The 13,785-nt window shown below is 58.7% G+C and carries 16 protein-coding genes; 9 read left to right on the forward strand and 7 right to left on the reverse strand.

Going from position 1 to position 13,785, the window contains the following annotated elements; genetic code table 11:
* The first annotated feature begins 7 nt into the window (after positions 1 to 7).
* The 6 genes from J7416_RS07330 to J7416_RS07355 all read left to right on the forward strand — a co-directional run bounded on the left by J7416_RS07330 (position 8) and on the right by J7416_RS07355 (position 5,514).
* The gene (locus J7416_RS07330; protein WP_209224079.1) at positions 8 to 196 is read left to right on the forward strand and encodes a hypothetical protein; all 189 of its coding nucleotides are present in this window, start codon (positions 8 to 10) and stop codon (positions 194 to 196) included.
* 102 nt (positions 197 to 298) lie between these two features.
* Positions 299 to 1,132 (forward strand): EAL domain-containing protein, encoded by an 834-nt coding sequence (locus J7416_RS07335; RefSeq protein ID WP_209224080.1) that lies wholly within the window; start codon positions 299 to 301, stop codon positions 1,130 to 1,132.
* 183 nt (positions 1,133 to 1,315) lie between these two features.
* Positions 1,316 to 2,491: an acetyl-CoA C-acetyltransferase gene (locus J7416_RS07340; protein WP_209224081.1), complete on the forward strand. Its 1,176-nt coding sequence runs from the start codon at positions 1,316 to 1,318 to the stop codon at positions 2,489 to 2,491.
* 187 nt (positions 2,492 to 2,678) lie between these two features.
* Positions 2,679 to 3,401, forward strand: coding sequence for an acetoacetyl-CoA reductase (gene phbB, locus J7416_RS07345; RefSeq protein WP_155149791.1), 723 nt, complete (start codon positions 2,679 to 2,681; stop codon positions 3,399 to 3,401).
* Between the two features lie 302 nt (positions 3,402 to 3,703).
* Positions 3,704 to 4,651, forward strand: a complete 948-nt coding sequence (locus J7416_RS07350) for a transcriptional regulator GcvA (RefSeq protein ID WP_209224082.1) — start codon at positions 3,704 to 3,706, stop codon at positions 4,649 to 4,651.
* Complete coding sequence (locus J7416_RS07355; RefSeq protein ID WP_209224083.1) at positions 4,648 to 5,514, forward strand: EamA family transporter; 867 nt, start codon at positions 4,648 to 4,650, stop codon at positions 5,512 to 5,514. The genes J7416_RS07350 and J7416_RS07355 overlap by 4 nt, the downstream gene beginning before the upstream one ends.
* Here J7416_RS07355 and J7416_RS07360 read toward each other — a convergent pair.
* From J7416_RS07360 to J7416_RS07370, 3 genes are all read right to left on the reverse strand, one after another.
* Positions 5,511 to 5,675 (reverse strand): DUF465 domain-containing protein, encoded by a 165-nt coding sequence (locus tag J7416_RS07360; RefSeq protein WP_082643634.1) that lies wholly within the window; start codon positions 5,673 to 5,675, stop codon positions 5,511 to 5,513. The two genes, J7416_RS07355 and J7416_RS07360, sit on opposite strands and share 4 nt — an antisense overlap.
* 121 nt (positions 5,676 to 5,796) lie before the next feature.
* Complete coding sequence (locus J7416_RS07365) at positions 5,797 to 6,570, reverse strand: methyltransferase (RefSeq protein ID WP_209224084.1); 774 nt, start codon at positions 6,568 to 6,570, stop codon at positions 5,797 to 5,799.
* The gene (locus tag J7416_RS07370) at positions 6,567 to 6,782 is read right to left on the reverse strand and encodes a DUF2007 domain-containing protein (RefSeq protein WP_170387439.1); all 216 of its coding nucleotides are present in this window, start codon (positions 6,780 to 6,782) and stop codon (positions 6,567 to 6,569) included. The genes J7416_RS07365 and J7416_RS07370 overlap by 4 nt, the downstream gene beginning before the upstream one ends.
* Before the next feature lie 56 nt (positions 6,783 to 6,838).
* Here J7416_RS07370 and J7416_RS07375 point away from each other — a divergent pair, with 56 nt between their 5' ends.
* Positions 6,839 to 7,837 (forward strand): polyprenyl synthetase family protein, encoded by a 999-nt coding sequence (locus J7416_RS07375; protein ID WP_209224085.1) that lies wholly within the window; start codon positions 6,839 to 6,841, stop codon positions 7,835 to 7,837.
* On the opposite strand, the gene J7416_RS07380 is transcribed toward J7416_RS07375, so the two are convergent.
* The 4 genes from J7416_RS07380 to soxR all read right to left on the reverse strand — a co-directional run bounded on the left by J7416_RS07380 (position 7,830) and on the right by soxR (position 12,696).
* Positions 7,830 to 8,651 carry a 4-(cytidine 5'-diphospho)-2-C-methyl-D-erythritol kinase gene (locus tag J7416_RS07380; protein WP_209224086.1) on the reverse strand — a complete coding sequence of 274 codons (822 nt, stop codon included), beginning with the start codon at positions 8,649 to 8,651 and terminating at the stop codon, positions 7,830 to 7,832. The two genes, J7416_RS07375 and J7416_RS07380, sit on opposite strands and share 8 nt — an antisense overlap.
* The gene (locus tag J7416_RS07385; RefSeq protein ID WP_209224087.1) at positions 8,641 to 10,353 is read right to left on the reverse strand and encodes a tetratricopeptide repeat protein; all 1,713 of its coding nucleotides are present in this window, start codon (positions 10,351 to 10,353) and stop codon (positions 8,641 to 8,643) included. Before J7416_RS07385 ends, J7416_RS07380 begins: the two co-directional genes overlap by 11 nt.
* Positions 10,354 to 10,457: 104 nt before the next feature.
* Positions 10,458 to 12,104: an electron transfer flavoprotein-ubiquinone oxidoreductase gene (locus J7416_RS07390; protein WP_209224088.1), complete on the reverse strand. Its 1,647-nt coding sequence runs from the start codon at positions 12,102 to 12,104 to the stop codon at positions 10,458 to 10,460.
* A gap of 136 nt (positions 12,105 to 12,240) precedes the next feature.
* On the reverse strand, positions 12,241 to 12,696 hold the full coding sequence (gene soxR / locus J7416_RS07395) for a redox-sensitive transcriptional activator SoxR (protein ID WP_209224089.1): 456 nt from the start codon (positions 12,694 to 12,696) through the stop codon (positions 12,241 to 12,243).
* 89 nt (positions 12,697 to 12,785) lie between these two features.
* Between soxR and J7416_RS07400 the strand changes: the two genes are divergently transcribed.
* Positions 12,786 to 13,166, forward strand: coding sequence for a VOC family protein (locus tag J7416_RS07400; protein WP_209224090.1), 381 nt, complete (start codon positions 12,786 to 12,788; stop codon positions 13,164 to 13,166).
* A 140-nt stretch (positions 13,167 to 13,306) separates the two neighbouring features.
* Positions 13,307 to 13,777 (forward strand): transcription elongation factor GreA, encoded by a 471-nt coding sequence (greA, locus tag J7416_RS07405; protein ID WP_209224091.1) that lies wholly within the window; start codon positions 13,307 to 13,309, stop codon positions 13,775 to 13,777.
* The last annotated feature ends 8 nt before the right edge of the window (positions 13,778 to 13,785 follow it).

Genomic DNA, 13,785 nt, shown 5'->3' on the forward strand with positions numbered 1-13,785 from the left:
GGCCGATATGACCAGATTGACAACCCTTTCCACCATTACGGGTCTGGTCGGTGTCATGCTTGCTATGCTGACAGCCCTGGCAGGCGGTGCCTCGGCAATTGTGGCGTTGGGCTTTGCCATGATGATGCTGGGCTTTCTGGGCGCAGTGGTCGGTGGCTTTGCCGCTCTTGGCCGTATCTGGGAAACTTCACGCTAATCCCGACTGATCTCATCCAATCGCGCTGGCTTTAACCGCAGATTCATTTCTTTGTCCTGAAATCCCTCTCTGACCGGTACGGCGAAGGGATTCGGGCGGCACATGCGGAAAAAAGAACTGGCAGATTTGCCCGAAGGTGGCGACAGCCCGCTGAACGCGGCCGTCAAATCCCGTGATGCATCAACAATCGAAATGGCGTCCGAGGCGGTCAAGCACAAACAATGCAAGCTTGCATTCCAACCGGTCATACAAGCGAATGCGCCCCGTGAAGTGGCATTCTATGAGGGGTTCATCCGGGTGCTGGATGAAACCGGGCGCGTCATCCCCGCCCGCGAATTCATGCCACAACTGGAAAACACACCCATCGGGCGCGAACTGGATTGTGTAGCGCTGGAAATGGGTCTGCGCACCCTTGCCAGAAATCCGGGCATTCGCCTGTCCATCAATATGTCGGCACGCTCGATCGGCTATGCCCGCTGGTCGCGCGTGCTCGAGCGTTTTTTGAAGAAGGACACCAGTATCGGTGAACGCTTAATTTTGGAGATCTCGGAAAGCTCGGCCATGACTGTGCCAGAGTTGGTGATCGATTTTATGGATCGTTTGCAACCGCGCGGCATCGCTTTTGCGCTGGACGATTTTGGCGCCAGCAATTTCAGTTTTCGCCATTTTCGCGAGTTTTTCTTCGATGCCGCCAAGATTGACGGGCAGTTCATCCACGGCATCAGCGACAACCCGGATAATCAGGCGCTGGTGCGAGCTTTGATCGCAGTCGCGCGGGAATTTGAGATTCTGGTCACTGCCGAATCAGTCGAAATCGAAAAGGACGCCGAATTTCTTATCGCTAACGGTGTCGACTGCTTGCAGGGGTTCTTGTTCGGTGCGCCGACCGTATCGGCCCCATGGAAGGCGAAAAACCGCGAACGTACAGCCAGTTAGCTTGAATTTTCCAGTCCACAACCCGGCTGAGACAAGCTGACCGTTGCTGCAACTGCAGCATTACGCTATGCCATGAGGAGTTGGAGCGGGGAACATGAGGCGCTCTTGCTATCACAGGGCTGTCTCTGTGCAATCTGCGCCGTCGAATATCCCGCAGGACCTTGACGGTAAAGGATTGTCTAAATGACCAACGTAGTAATCGCATCCGCCGCGCGAACCGGTGTCGGCAGCTTTGGCGGCTCGTTTGCAAACACACCCGCACATGATCTGGGCACCGCCGTACTGGAGGCCGTGGTCGAACGCGCAGGCGTGGACAAAGGCGAAGTCAGCGAAACCATCATGGGCCAGGTGCTGACGGCTGCTCAGGGTCAGAACCCCGCCCGTCAGGCACATATCAACGCTGGTCTGCCGCAGGAAAGCGCAGCCTGGGGCATCAACCAGGTCTGTGGTTCCGGTCTGCGCGCTGTCGCTTTGGGCGCACAGCACATCCAACTTGGCGACGCAGAAATCGTTGCCGCGGGAGGTCAGGAAAATATGACCCTTTCGCCCCACGCTGCTGCGTTGCGCGCCGGCCACAAAATGGGCGACATGAAATACATCGACACCATGATCCGCGATGGTCTATGGGATGCCTTCAACGGCTACCACATGGGGCAGACCGCTGAGAACGTTGCCGAGAAGTGGCAGATCAGCCGTGACATGCAGGATGAATTCGCCGTCGCATCGCAGAACAAGGCCGAAGCCGCTCAAAAGGCCGGTAAGTTCGCCGACGAAATCACCCCGTTCACCATCAAGACCCGTAAGGGCGACATCGTGATGGACAAAGACGAATACATCCGTCACGGCGCGACCATGGAAGCCATGGCCAAACTGCGCCCGGCCTTCACGAAGGATGGTTCGGTCACAGCGGCCAACGCATCCGGCCTGAACGACGGCGCGGCAGCCACCCTGCTGATGTCGGCTGAGAACGCCGAAAAGCGGGGGATCGAGCCTCTGGCCCGTATCGCATCCTACGCCACCGCGGGTCTGGACCCGTCGATCATGGGCGTTGGCCCGATCTACGCCTCGCGCAAAGCGCTGGAAAAAGCGGGTTGGTCGGTTGACGATCTGGATCTGGTTGAAGCCAACGAAGCCTTTGCCGCGCAGGCCTGCGCCGTGAACAAGGACATGGGCTGGGACCCGTCGATCGTGAACGTGAACGGCGGCGCGATTGCCATCGGCCACCCGATTGGCGCTTCGGGCTGCCGCGTTCTGAACACGCTTCTGTTCGAAATGAAGCGTCGCGATGCGAAAAAGGGTCTGGCGACCCTGTGCATCGGTGGCGGCATGGGCGTTGCCCTGTGCGTGGAGCGCGACTAAGTGCTTTGACAACCAGATAGAAAGGGGCGTCCGTTGGGCGCCCTTTTTTGTTACATTGGGGTCCTACCCCTTAGATGCGACGATATTGCCGTGGGAAAAACCGAAATTCATGACGAAACAATATTGCGCACGATCACCTCTCAAAGTAACAGCATTACCAAGACGACTTAAATTGGAGGATTCCTAAATGGCACGTACAGCACTCGTTACCGGCGGCTCCCGCGGCATCGGCGCAGCAATTTCCAAGGCGCTCAAGGCCGAAGGGTACAACGTTGCGGCCACCTATGCGGGGAACGACGAAGCCGCTGCGAAGTTCACCGAAGAGACCGGCATCGCCACCTACAAGTGGAACGTGGCCGACTATGACGAGTCCAAAGCGGGTATCGAAAAGGTCGAGGCCGAAGTTGGACCGATCGACATCGTGGTCGCCAATGCTGGCATCACCCGCGACGCGCCGTTCCATAAGATGACCCCTGAACAGTGGCATCAGGTGATCGACACCAACCTGACCGGCGTGTTCAACACCGTACACCCTGTCTGGAACGGCATGCGCGAGCGTAAATTCGGTCGCGTTATCGTCATCAGCTCGATCAATGGTCAGAAAGGTCAGTTCGCGCAGGTGAACTATGCCGCGACCAAAGCGGGCGACCTGGGCATCGTGAAGTCGCTTGCGCAGGAAGGTGCACGCGCGGGCATCACCGCGAACGCGATCTGCCCCGGTTACATCGCGACCGAGATGGTCATGGCGGTTCCGGAAAAAGTCCGCGAATCCATCATTGGCCAAATCCCGGCAGGCCGCCTGGGTGAGCCGGAAGAGATCGCGCGCTGCGTGGCTTTCCTGGCCTCGGACGATTCTCAGTTCATCAACGGCTCGACCATTTCGGCCAACGGTGCACAGTTCTTCGTCTGATCGCAGACACAAAACGAAAACGGGCCGGTCCATTGCGGACCGGCCCTTTTTTATCCCGTAAGAACGCGCGCGCTGCGTTCAGCGGGAACCGAATAGCCAGCTGAAAGCCCGTGCAATCGCTTTGCTGCGCTCGGCATGCGCCCGTTGAAAGGCGCGGGCGGCTGCTGGGTTTGTCGTCATCTCGATCATGGCAGTCTTCCTTTCAGTTCAGCTATGTTTGACTTGAACCCAATATGGGCCTTATCAATCATACTGACAAACGAGCTTTCTTCGGGTTTCAGTTAAGATATTCTTGTGCATCAATGAGCGACTATCTTCCTCCTCTGACCGCCCTGCGCGCCTTTGACGCCGCAGCACGCCATATGTCCTTTGCCAAAGCCGCCGAAGAGTTGCGCGTTACCCCAGCGGCTCTATCGTTCCAGATCAAATCGCTGGAAGAGCATTTGGGACGACCCTTGTTTCACCGCCTGAACCGCGCGGTCGAACTGACCGAAGCCGGGCGCGCCCTTGCCCCAGGTGCGGCTGAAGGCTTTGCCGCCTTGCAAACCGCATGGCAGGCCGCGCGACGACAGGGCAACGATACCTCGCTGACCGTAACGGCAGGGCCCGCGTTGACCGCCAAGTGGCTTGCCCCGCGCCTTTACGATTTTGCCCGGGCGCACCCAGAGATCGACCTGAAATTCTCGGCCACCCTGCGCAATATGGATCTTGAGCGTGATGACGTGGACGTCGCCATCCGGTTCGGCTATGGCGGGGATGAGGGGTTGTACTCTTTGCCTGTGCGCAAAGAATGGTTGACACCGGTCATGACGCCGGAACTGGCCGAGCAGTTTCCAACCCCTGAAAGCCTGAAAGACGCCCCCCTGATCTTTGACGACTCGATCGCGTTCCTGCAGCCACCCAGCGATTGGCCAACCTGGTTCCGGGCAGTCGGTGTGGATTTTGCGCCCAGCCATGGGGCGCATTTCTCGAACGCGGACCATGCAATTGATGCCGCGGTTGCCGGTGTCGGCGTGGTTCTTGGGCGCCGTGCGATGATCATCAAGGACCTGACCGAGGGTCGCCTTGTAGCCCCGTTCAAAACCGCCATTGAAACACAGGGTCGTTTTCGGTTCCTATGCCTGCCGGGGGCGGAAAACAGACCTCAGATCGCGGCGTTCCGCGATTGGTTCATGTCCGAGATTGAAAAGACGGCCCATATTTCGGATGAGTTCGAGATCATCCCGGTGGAAGAGGTTCCGACCACATGACGAAATCGCGCGCCACGGCCATTGGGTTCATCGCCGTCCTTCTCTGGTCTTTGCTGGCACTGTTCACGGTAGGCTCGGTGCCCACGCCGCCGCTGTTGCTGAACGCCATCTGTTTTTCCATCGGCGGAGCTTTGGGCCTGATGTGGACGTGGCGCAGTGGTGGGCTGCGCCAATTGCTGGATATCCCATGGACCACATACGTTTTTGGAACAGTTGGCCTGTTTGGCTATCACGCCCTTTATTTCTCGGCCCTGCGTATGGCACCTGCGGCCGAGGCGGGCCTGATCGCCTACCTCTGGCCACTACTTATTGTGTTGCTTTCAGGGCTTCTGCCGGGTGAGCACCTTCGGATCGGACATCTGATCGGTGCTTGCCTGGGTTTTGCCGGAGCGGCCGTGATCATCGCGGGCGGCGGCAACGCCGGCTTTCAGGCCGAACATCTGCCGGGGTACGCATTAGCCCTGCTATGCGCACTGACCTGGTCTAGCTACTCCGTCCTGTCTCGTCGTTTGGGCGAAACACCCACCAGTTCAGTCGCCATATTCTGCATCGCTACAGCCATCGCCTCAACCGTACTGCATCTGGCGATGGAGGATACAGTCTTGCCGAACACGGCCGTTGGGTGGGCATCCATTATCGCACTGGGGCTGGGTCCGGTCGGGCTGGCGTTTTATGTGTGGGATATCGGGGTGAAACAGGGCGACATTCAGGTCTTGGGCACGGCGTCGTACGCGGCACCCTTGTTGTCTACGCTGGTTCTTGTTTTGGCCGGGATCGCCGCCCCGTCCTGGGGTCTGGCGATCGCGGCGCTTTTGATTACGGGCGGCGCGATCATTGCCGCGCGTGCAAGTCTGAAACGCTAGTTTGACAGGCGCTCGATCTCTTCCTTTAGCCTTAGCTTCTGTTTTTTGAGTTGAGCGATATGGAGATCATCGATGCCTGGCGAGCGTTGGGCTTGTTCGACTTCAAGACCGAGAGTTTCGTGCTTTTTCTTCAGTTCGGTCAGATGTGCGCTCACGCTCATGGCGATACTCCTTCGTTGGTGTCTCAGGTTCACGTAAGAATTTGACCACATCGTTTCCAGCCTGTCACGCTGCAGACGCACAGAATCTGTAATAAATCCGACAAATTCGGCTGGTTAATGCCTATTGACCAAAAAACCCGGTCATCGCAGCCCCATCACGTAGCACTGCTGACACCTGCGGTTCATAGCTTTCGCCGTCCTTTTCGTGCCGTTCCCCCGCGTGCAATATCAGCGGCGCATGCAGTCGAAACGCGCCTTTTCCGCCTTTTCTGGCGCGCAGAATAACCAGTTCAGCGGCCCGACCGGTCCGCGCGGCCAAGGGCAATACTTCGACCGATCCCAGACGCCCCACACAGGCGGCAAGCATGTCGGGCAGCCGGTCCGCTTTTTGGATCATGTGCAGATAGCCCCGCGGGGCAAGGCGTTTGGCCGCACAGTCGAACCAAAGCGCCAGCGGCGTTTGTTCGCCCAGCGCGATACTGCGCCCTTTGTCCTCAGCCGAGCTGTGCGCCCCAGCCCGGTAGTAAGGCGGGTTGGCGATCACGTGGTCAAATTGTTGTTGCTTCAAATCAGCTGGCAAGGCGCTCAGGTCCGCCTCGACCACCTCTAATGGTGCGGCATTCTCGGCCGCATTGCGGCGCGCCAGATCGGCATAGCTGGCTTGCAACTCGACCCCCACAGCCTGCAGACCCGGCACGCGGGCAAGCAGGCACAGGATCGCCGCCCCGGCCCCGCAGCCCAGTTCTAAAACGGTGTGACCACGTGTCGCCGGGACGGTCGCGGCCAGCAACACCGGGTCCACCCCGGCACGATACCCCGACCGTGGCTGCCAAAGTCGAACACGGCCGCCCAGAAAGTCGTTTCTCGTCACATCAGTGTCGGAAAACAGGGTCATCGACCCAGCGGAATGTCATTGTCACGCATCACCCGTTCCGCGCGGGTCAGATCATCCGCGCGCACCATCAGGCGGCGCGGAAAGATTCCGATACCTCCTTCGAGGATGCTCATATTTACGTCCATCTGAAAGCAGTCTATATCCTCGCCTTCAAGAAGGGCGGAAGCAAAGGCCAGGATCGTCGGATCGGTGCTGCGCAGTAGTTCTTTCATGGGGATTGATGTAAGGGCAAGGCGAGGCGGAAGTCGAGCCTTGTATCAGGAGAGTGATGAACATCGGCACTATCTCGAAACCGCATGAGCGACTTGCTGAAATTCTGGCAGGCGAAATGGATGCGGTGAATCAACTGATCCGCACGCGCATGGCCTCGGAACACGCGCCGCGCATTCCCGAAGTGACCGCACATCTGGTCGAGGCCGGCGGCAAACGTCTGCGTCCAATGCTCACGTTGGCAGCTGCGCGTATGTTCGACTACCCGGGCGACCACCACGTACGCCTGGCTGCAACGGTCGAGTTCATTCACACCGCGACCCTGCTGCACGACGATGTCGTCGACGAAAGCGCTCAACGACGGGGCCGACCCACTGCGAACCTGTTGTGGGACAACAAGTCCAGCGTTCTGGTTGGCGATTATCTGTTTTCCCGCAGTTTCCAGCTGATGGTTGAAACCGGGTCGCTGCGTGTTCTGGACATCCTGGCCAACGCCTCGGCAACAATTGCCGAGGGCGAAGTGCTGCAGATGACCGCAGCCACCGATTTGGGGACCACCGAAGCCATTTATCTGCAGGTCGTGCGCGGTAAGACCGCCGCGCTGTTTTCTGCCGCGACCGAGGTGGGCGGTGTGATCGCCGGTGCCTCAGAGGCGCAGGTGAAGGCGCTTTATAACTATGGCGATGCTTTGGGGATTGCGTTCCAAATTGCCGATGATCTGCTGGACTATCAGGGCGACAGTAAGGCGACTGGCAAAAACGTGGGCGACGATTTCCGCGAGCGCAAGCTGACGCTGCCGGTGATCAAAGCCATAGCTCAAGCCACGCCAGATGAGCATGCATTCTGGGAACGCACAATCGGCCGGGGACGTCAGGAAGACGGCGATCTGGACCACGCGCTGAGCCTGATGAACAAATACAGCACGCTCGAGGCGACGCGCTCGGACGCCTTTGGCTGGGCTGCGAAGGCAAAAGCCGCGCTGGACACGTTGCCAGATCACGAAATCCGTACATTGCTGCGCGAGCTTGCAGACTACGTGGTTTCACGCCTCAACTAAGCTGCGTCGCGCGGCACCACCAATCGGGATGGGCCGCGCCAATCTCATAAGCGGCAAAATGCGCAGCTTTCATCGTCGGATAGAGTGCGAAACAGGTCGAGCCTGAGCCCGACATGCGGGCTAGTAGCGCCTCTTTGGTATCCGCCAATTCGTCCAGCACACGGACCACCTCGGGCGCGAGGCCTTTGGCAGGGGGCTCAAGATCGTTTCGTTGGTTTTGCAGCCAGGCAGCACAGCCATCGGGTGTTTCAAATGCCGGGATGTCGTCTGGCATCGCAGGGTTATCGCGGCTTTGCAGAGCCGAGAACACCGCACCTGTCGGCACCTCGACACCAGGATTGACCAACAGCGCAGGCAAATGCGGCAAAGACACCGGTTCTAACCGCTCACCAATGCCACGCATCCGCGTGGCCTTCGCGGCCATGCAGACAGGCACATCTGCACCAAGGGACAAAGCTGTGCCATCCGGAATTTCTGTGCCTTGCTCGGTGATCATACGAAGCGTTGCAGCCGCGTCCGAAGACCCGCCGCCAATCCCGCCACCGTGAGGCAGCACTTTGTTTAGCGCGATATGCCCCGTCCAGCCCGCGGCCTCAGCCGCTTTCCAAACCAGGTTACGGTCATCTGTAGGTACGCCCGCCGCATGTTCACCTGTCACCGAAATCGACAGTTCGGGCCCGGGCGTGAACTCCAGCGTGTCGCCAACGTCCGCAAAGACCACCAATGAGTCCAACAGGTGATACCCGTCGTCGCGGCGGCCGGTCACATGCAGGGTCAGGTTGATCTTGGCGGGCGCGAAGGCCTTAGTTGCCATTGGCGACCTTCAGCGGCTCGGCCCCTTCTTCTGCCAGAACCGCGTCCAGCCCGATCTCAAGCTTGCGACGGATGCGGTCCGGGTCGGCCTCACCATCGGTGTCTTCGGGATCAATGAAAGACAGCGCGCGCTTCCACTGGAACTCGGCCTCGCGGGCGCGGCCCACGGCCCAGTACACATCGCCCAGATGGTCGTTTACCACCGGGTCGACAGGCATCAGTTCGACCGCGCGTTCCATATGCCCCACCGCCTCGTCATACCGGCCCAGACGGAACAGAACCCAACCCAGGCTATCGACGATGTATCCGCTGTCAGGTCGAGCTGCCACGGCGCGCTCGATCATGTCCAGCGCTTCGTCCAGTTTTTCTTTCCGCTCGACCAGCGAATAGCCGAGATAGTTCAGCACCTGCGGCTGATCAGGGTTCAGTTCCAATGCCTTGCGGAAATCAGACTCGGCAGACTCCCAGTTTTTCAGGCGTTCATGCGAAATGCCCCGCGCATAATAGAGGAACCAGTTGCCGCTGATGCCCTGCTCGGTCAGTTGAATCGCCGTGTCATACGTGCGCACAGCGTCTGCATAGTCCTCTTGCCGCCGCTGCAGATCGGCCAGGGCCACATGCACGCTGGGCAGATCGGGGCTTTGGGCAGCAAGGTTTTGCAAAACCTCTGCTGCTGCATCGGTTTTGCCAGACCGGCCAAGAACTTCGGCCCGGCCCAGTTCAGCCGCGTGGTAATCGCTGCTGGTGGGAGGCACCATGCGATAGGCCTCAACCGCCAGATCGTACTGTTCCAGAGCGTCCAGAAGCTCGGCGCTCAGAAGGATTGCATCCACATGATCCGGGCGTAGGAATGCAGCGATCCGGGCGTACAGCAGCACATAGTCCTGCGATGCCTCGCTGCTGAGCGCCGCACCCACGGAAAAGAACACCTCGGCCATGCCATCCTGGGCAGACTGGACATGGGTGAAGGGCAGTGTTTCACCATCCTCTAACCGGGCCACATAACCTTCGATGGATGGGTCGCTGCCAGCGGCAAATACCTCATCCAAATACTGTATCGCATCCTCGTTGCGGTCCAGTTGTGAAAGAACCTCGGTTCGGGCCAGGGCTGCACGGCGTGAGAACCGCGAAACGGCCCCATTATTGGCCGAGAAAACTTCTTCCGCCCCTTCGAAATCACCGATCGATGCCAGGGCCAAGGCTTTGTGGAACATGGCGAAATCCCGCAAACCCTCTTGGGTACTGACCTCATCAAACTTGTCCATCGCGCTGGTCATTGAGCCCTGCGCCACATGGGCCCAGGCCAATACCAAGCCGTCTACCAATGGTCCAACGCCCTGCGTCTCGGGGTCACGCGCCTGCAGCTCTTCCAGATTGTCGTCGGCGATCAGGTTCGCCATGATGACCATCTTGGCCGCCTGGCTGGGCAGCCCAAGCTCTTCTATGGAACGTGCCACCGCCAAGGCGCGAGCGACCTCACCCAAGGCAAGGCGCGCAACCACCACGTTTTCCAGTAATTTGCCGTTTTCAGGATCGGCGCGCAGCGCCTGCGCATAGTATTTCTCGGCAGAGATATAGTCGCTTTGGTAAATCGCCTGACGCCCGGCCAGATATGACCCAGAGCCTGTGTCCGACAGAGCCGGAAGTGCAATTGACGTGGTTAACAACGCGACCAATGCTGCGCGACGAACGAGGGATGCCACCAAAATCCTGCCTTGCTATCGTTGACTGGCCAACAAGCTAGGGCTTTGACTGGAAAGAGGCAATGGCCAGGCCTTCACGACCCCGCCATTGCCCATGTTTTCGCTTACATGTTGGGATAGTTCGGTCCGTCCCCGCCCTGCGGTGTGGTCCAGGTGATGTTCTGGCTGGGATCCTTGATGTCGCAGGTTTTGCAGTGGACGCAGTTCTGGAAGTTGATGACGAATCGTGGGCCGTCTTCATCCTCGACCATCTCGTATACGCCTGCGGGGCAGTAACGCTGCGCCGGCTCGTCGAACTTGGGCAGATTGACTTTGACCGGGATCGACGGATCAGCCAGCTTCAGATGGCAAGGCTGGCTTTCCTCGTGGTTGGTCATCGCAAACGATACGTTGGTCAGACGGTCAAACGACAGCGTGCCATCGGGCTTGGGATAGTCGATCGGCTGGTGCTTGCTGGCATCCTCGGTCGATTCCGCATCATTCTTGCCGTGACCCAGAGTGCCCAGCAGCGAGAAGCCCAGCGTGTTGGTCCACATGTCCATACCACCCAGCATCAGGCTGGCGGTCAGGCCGTATTTCGACCACAGCGGCTTGACGTTGCGCACCTTTTTCAGGTCGGCGCCAATTGCGCCTTCGCGGACATCAGTTTCATACGCGGTCAGTTCGTCGCCCGAACGGTCCGCTTTGATGGCGTCGAATGCTGCTTCGGCGGCGGCTTTACCCGACAGCATCGCATTGTGGTTGCCCTTGATACGCGGCACGTTGACCATGCCCGCCGAACAACCCAGCAGAGCCACGCCCGGCGCAACCAGCTTCGGCATCGACTGATAGCCACCCTCGGTAATTGCACGGGCACCGTAAGCCACGCGCTTGCCGCCTTTCAGCAGCTCGGCCACCATCGGATGGTGCTTGAAGCGCTGGAATTCCATATAGGGGTACAGGTGGGGGTTCTTGTAGTTCAGGTGAACCACGAAACCGACATAGACCTGATTGTTTTCAAGGTGGTAGATGAACGACCCGCCACCAGCGTTGCTGCCCAGCGGCCAGCCCATGGTGTGCGTGACCGAGCCTTCTTTGTGCTTGGCCGGGTCGATCTCCCAGATTTCTTTCATGCCAACACCGTATTTCTGCGGCTCTTTGCCGGCAGACAGGTCGTATTTGGCGATGACTTCCTTGGACAGCGAACCACGGACGCCTTCCGACAGGAAGACATATTTGCCGTGCAGCTCCATGCCCGGCTCGGTGTTCGGACCATAGGAGCCGTCCGCTTCCAAGCCGAAGACACCGGCCACAACGCCTTTAACCTCGCCATTGTCGCCGTAGACCAGTTCCGAACACGCCATGCCCGGGAAGATTTCCACGCCCAGCTCTTCGGCCTGTTCAGCCATCCAGCGGCAAACATTGCCCATCGAGACGATGTAGTTGCCGTGGTTGTTCATCAGCGGCGGCATGGGGAAGTTGGGAATGCGCAGCTTGCCCGCCTCGCCCAGCATGTAGAAATTGTCTTCATGCACCGGCACGTTCAGCGGCGCGCCTTTTTCTTTCCAGTCCGGGATCAGAGCGTCCAGCCCGCATGGGTCCAGAACTGCGCCCGACAAGATATGCGCGCCCACTTCCGAGCCCTTTTCCAGAACGACAACGTTCAGGTCGGCATCCAACTGTTTCAGACGGATGGCCGCCGACAGGCCCGCGGGACCTGCACCCACGATCACCACATCGTATTCCATCGCTTCGCGTTCAATCTCGGCCATCGCGGGCTCCTTAGCTAACTTTTCCGAATTGGCGCTTTCACTGCGTGGTCTGCGCAATTTTGTTTCACGGCTGATTACATGGTCTGAAAGACCTTGGTCAATCGAAACACGGCGTAACATTGCTGCAATGCGGCAGTTATGCCTCGGGAGAGTCCCCCATCAGGTATCTGGGACCGCTACCATTGGATTTGGCGCGGTCATCGGGGTTGTAAAGGGCACATTTTGGCAAGCTGAGGCACCCGCAGCCGATACAGCCGTCCAAATTGTCGCGCAATCGCGTCAGTGTATCGATTCGCTGATCCAGATGCGCCCTTAACCCCTTACTGATTTCTTGCCAGTCCTTCGGCGTCGGCGTCCGGTTTCCCGGCAAGCCAGACAAAACCTCGCGAATCTCGGGCAGCGTCAGGCCGAATTGCTGGGCGATCATGACAAAACTCAGCCGCCGGATGTCGGCCCGCTGGTACCGACGTTGCCCGCCCGCATTGCGCCAGGGCGAAATCAGCCCCTGTGCCTCGTAGTATCGGATCGCCGATACGGCTAGCCCTGTGCGCTGCGCTAACGCGCCGATTGCCAGGCCATCAGAAACCGCCATTTCAACCTCACAAAAAATACCTTGACCTAAAGTTAGGTTTAGAAATTACGGTGAGTCGGGACAAGCCTCAAAACGAAAAAGGAGATCCCATGATGGCGACATTAGAACATACCAATTTCACGGTCCGCGACCCACAGGCATCAGCCGCGTGGATGCACAAGGTGTTTGGTTGGAAAACGCGCTGGGAAGGCCCGGCAATTGCGGGCGGCTATACGGTGCACGTCGGATCGCAGCACACCTATCTGGCGCTGTACGCACCCAGCGACCCCAGACAAGCGACGGAAAGCAGTTATGACATCGTCGGCGGGCTCAATCATGTAGGTGTTCTGGTCGAAGACATTGATGCCACCGAGCAAAAGGTGATTGATGCGGGCTTTACCCCGAAATCGCATGCCGATTATGAGCCGGGCAAGCGGTTCTACTTCGACGACGACAATGGCATCGAATTCGAAGTGATTAGCTACGACTAGGCCGTAATCCGCGCGTCGCGCGGCCATGCCCTCTTGCAATTCACGCCTCATTTGGGTCAGGTATCTGACGACCCATCACATCGCCCCGACGCTTGTCTCATGCGGCGGGGCGAAACAATTTATGCGTGGACGACAAGAACATGGAAAAAATTCCAATGACGCCTGCGGGCAATGCCGCGCTCGAGGCGGAGCTTAAGAACCTGAAATCCGTCGAGCGCCCAGCCATTATCGAAGCGATCGCCTCGGCGCGCGAACTGGGCGACCTGAAAGAAAATGCTGAGTATCACTCGGCCCGCGAAAAGCAGGGCTTCATCGAAGGTCGCATCAAAGAGCTGGAAGGCATCCTGTCTCTGGCCGATGTGATTGACCCTGCCAAGCTGACCGGAGCGATCAAGTTCGGCGCAAAGGTGACGTTGGTGGACGAAGACACCGACGAGGAAAAAACCTGGCAGATTGTTGGTGAGTACGAAGCCAACATCGAAAACGGCCTGCTGAACATCAAATCACCCATTGCCCGGGCATTGATCGGCAAGGAAGAAGGCGACAGTGTCGAAGTGCGCACGCCCGGCGGCGTGCGGTCCTATGAAGTTCTGAGTATCGAGTACGCCTGATCGGAGCG

The organism is Ruegeria sp. R14_0 (assembly GCF_017743975.1).
Taxonomy (GTDB): Bacteria; Pseudomonadota; Alphaproteobacteria; order Rhodobacterales; family Rhodobacteraceae; genus Ruegeria.

Excerpts from the sequence above, each read along its gene's own strand:
- J7416_RS07370 (WP_170387439.1), bottom strand. The coding sequence starts at position 6,782 with ATGAAAGAACTACTGCGCAGCACCGATCCGACGATCCTGGCCTTTGCT.
- J7416_RS07340 (WP_209224081.1), top strand. The coding sequence starts at position 1,316 with ATGACCAACGTAGTAATCGCATCCGCCGCGCGAACCGGTGTCGGCAGC.
- soxR (WP_209224089.1), bottom strand. The coding sequence starts at position 12,696 with ATGGCGGTTTCTGATGGCCTGGCAATCGGCGCGTTAGCGCAGCGCACA.
- J7416_RS07390 (WP_209224088.1), bottom strand. The coding sequence starts at position 12,104 with ATGGCCGAGATTGAACGCGAAGCGATGGAATACGATGTGGTGATCGTG.
- J7416_RS07375 (WP_209224085.1), top strand. The coding sequence starts at position 6,839 with ATGAACATCGGCACTATCTCGAAACCGCATGAGCGACTTGCTGAAATT.
- J7416_RS07360 (WP_082643634.1), bottom strand. The coding sequence starts at position 5,675 with ATGAGCGTGAGCGCACATCTGACCGAACTGAAGAAAAAGCACGAAACT.
- phbB (WP_155149791.1), top strand. The coding sequence starts at position 2,679 with ATGGCACGTACAGCACTCGTTACCGGCGGCTCCCGCGGCATCGGCGCA.
- J7416_RS07335 (WP_209224080.1), top strand. The coding sequence starts at position 299 with ATGCGGAAAAAAGAACTGGCAGATTTGCCCGAAGGTGGCGACAGCCCG.
- J7416_RS07350 (WP_209224082.1), top strand. The coding sequence starts at position 3,704 with ATGAGCGACTATCTTCCTCCTCTGACCGCCCTGCGCGCCTTTGACGCC.
- J7416_RS07365 (WP_209224084.1), bottom strand. The coding sequence starts at position 6,570 with ATGACCCTGTTTTCCGACACTGATGTGACGAGAAACGACTTTCTGGGC.
- J7416_RS07330 (WP_209224079.1), top strand. The coding sequence starts at position 8 with ATGACCAGATTGACAACCCTTTCCACCATTACGGGTCTGGTCGGTGTC.
- J7416_RS07355 (WP_209224083.1), top strand. The coding sequence starts at position 4,648 with ATGACGAAATCGCGCGCCACGGCCATTGGGTTCATCGCCGTCCTTCTC.
- J7416_RS07400 (WP_209224090.1), top strand. The coding sequence starts at position 12,786 with ATGATGGCGACATTAGAACATACCAATTTCACGGTCCGCGACCCACAG.
- greA (WP_209224091.1), top strand. The coding sequence starts at position 13,307 with ATGGAAAAAATTCCAATGACGCCTGCGGGCAATGCCGCGCTCGAGGCG.
- J7416_RS07380 (WP_209224086.1), bottom strand. The coding sequence starts at position 8,651 with ATGGCAACTAAGGCCTTCGCGCCCGCCAAGATCAACCTGACCCTGCAT.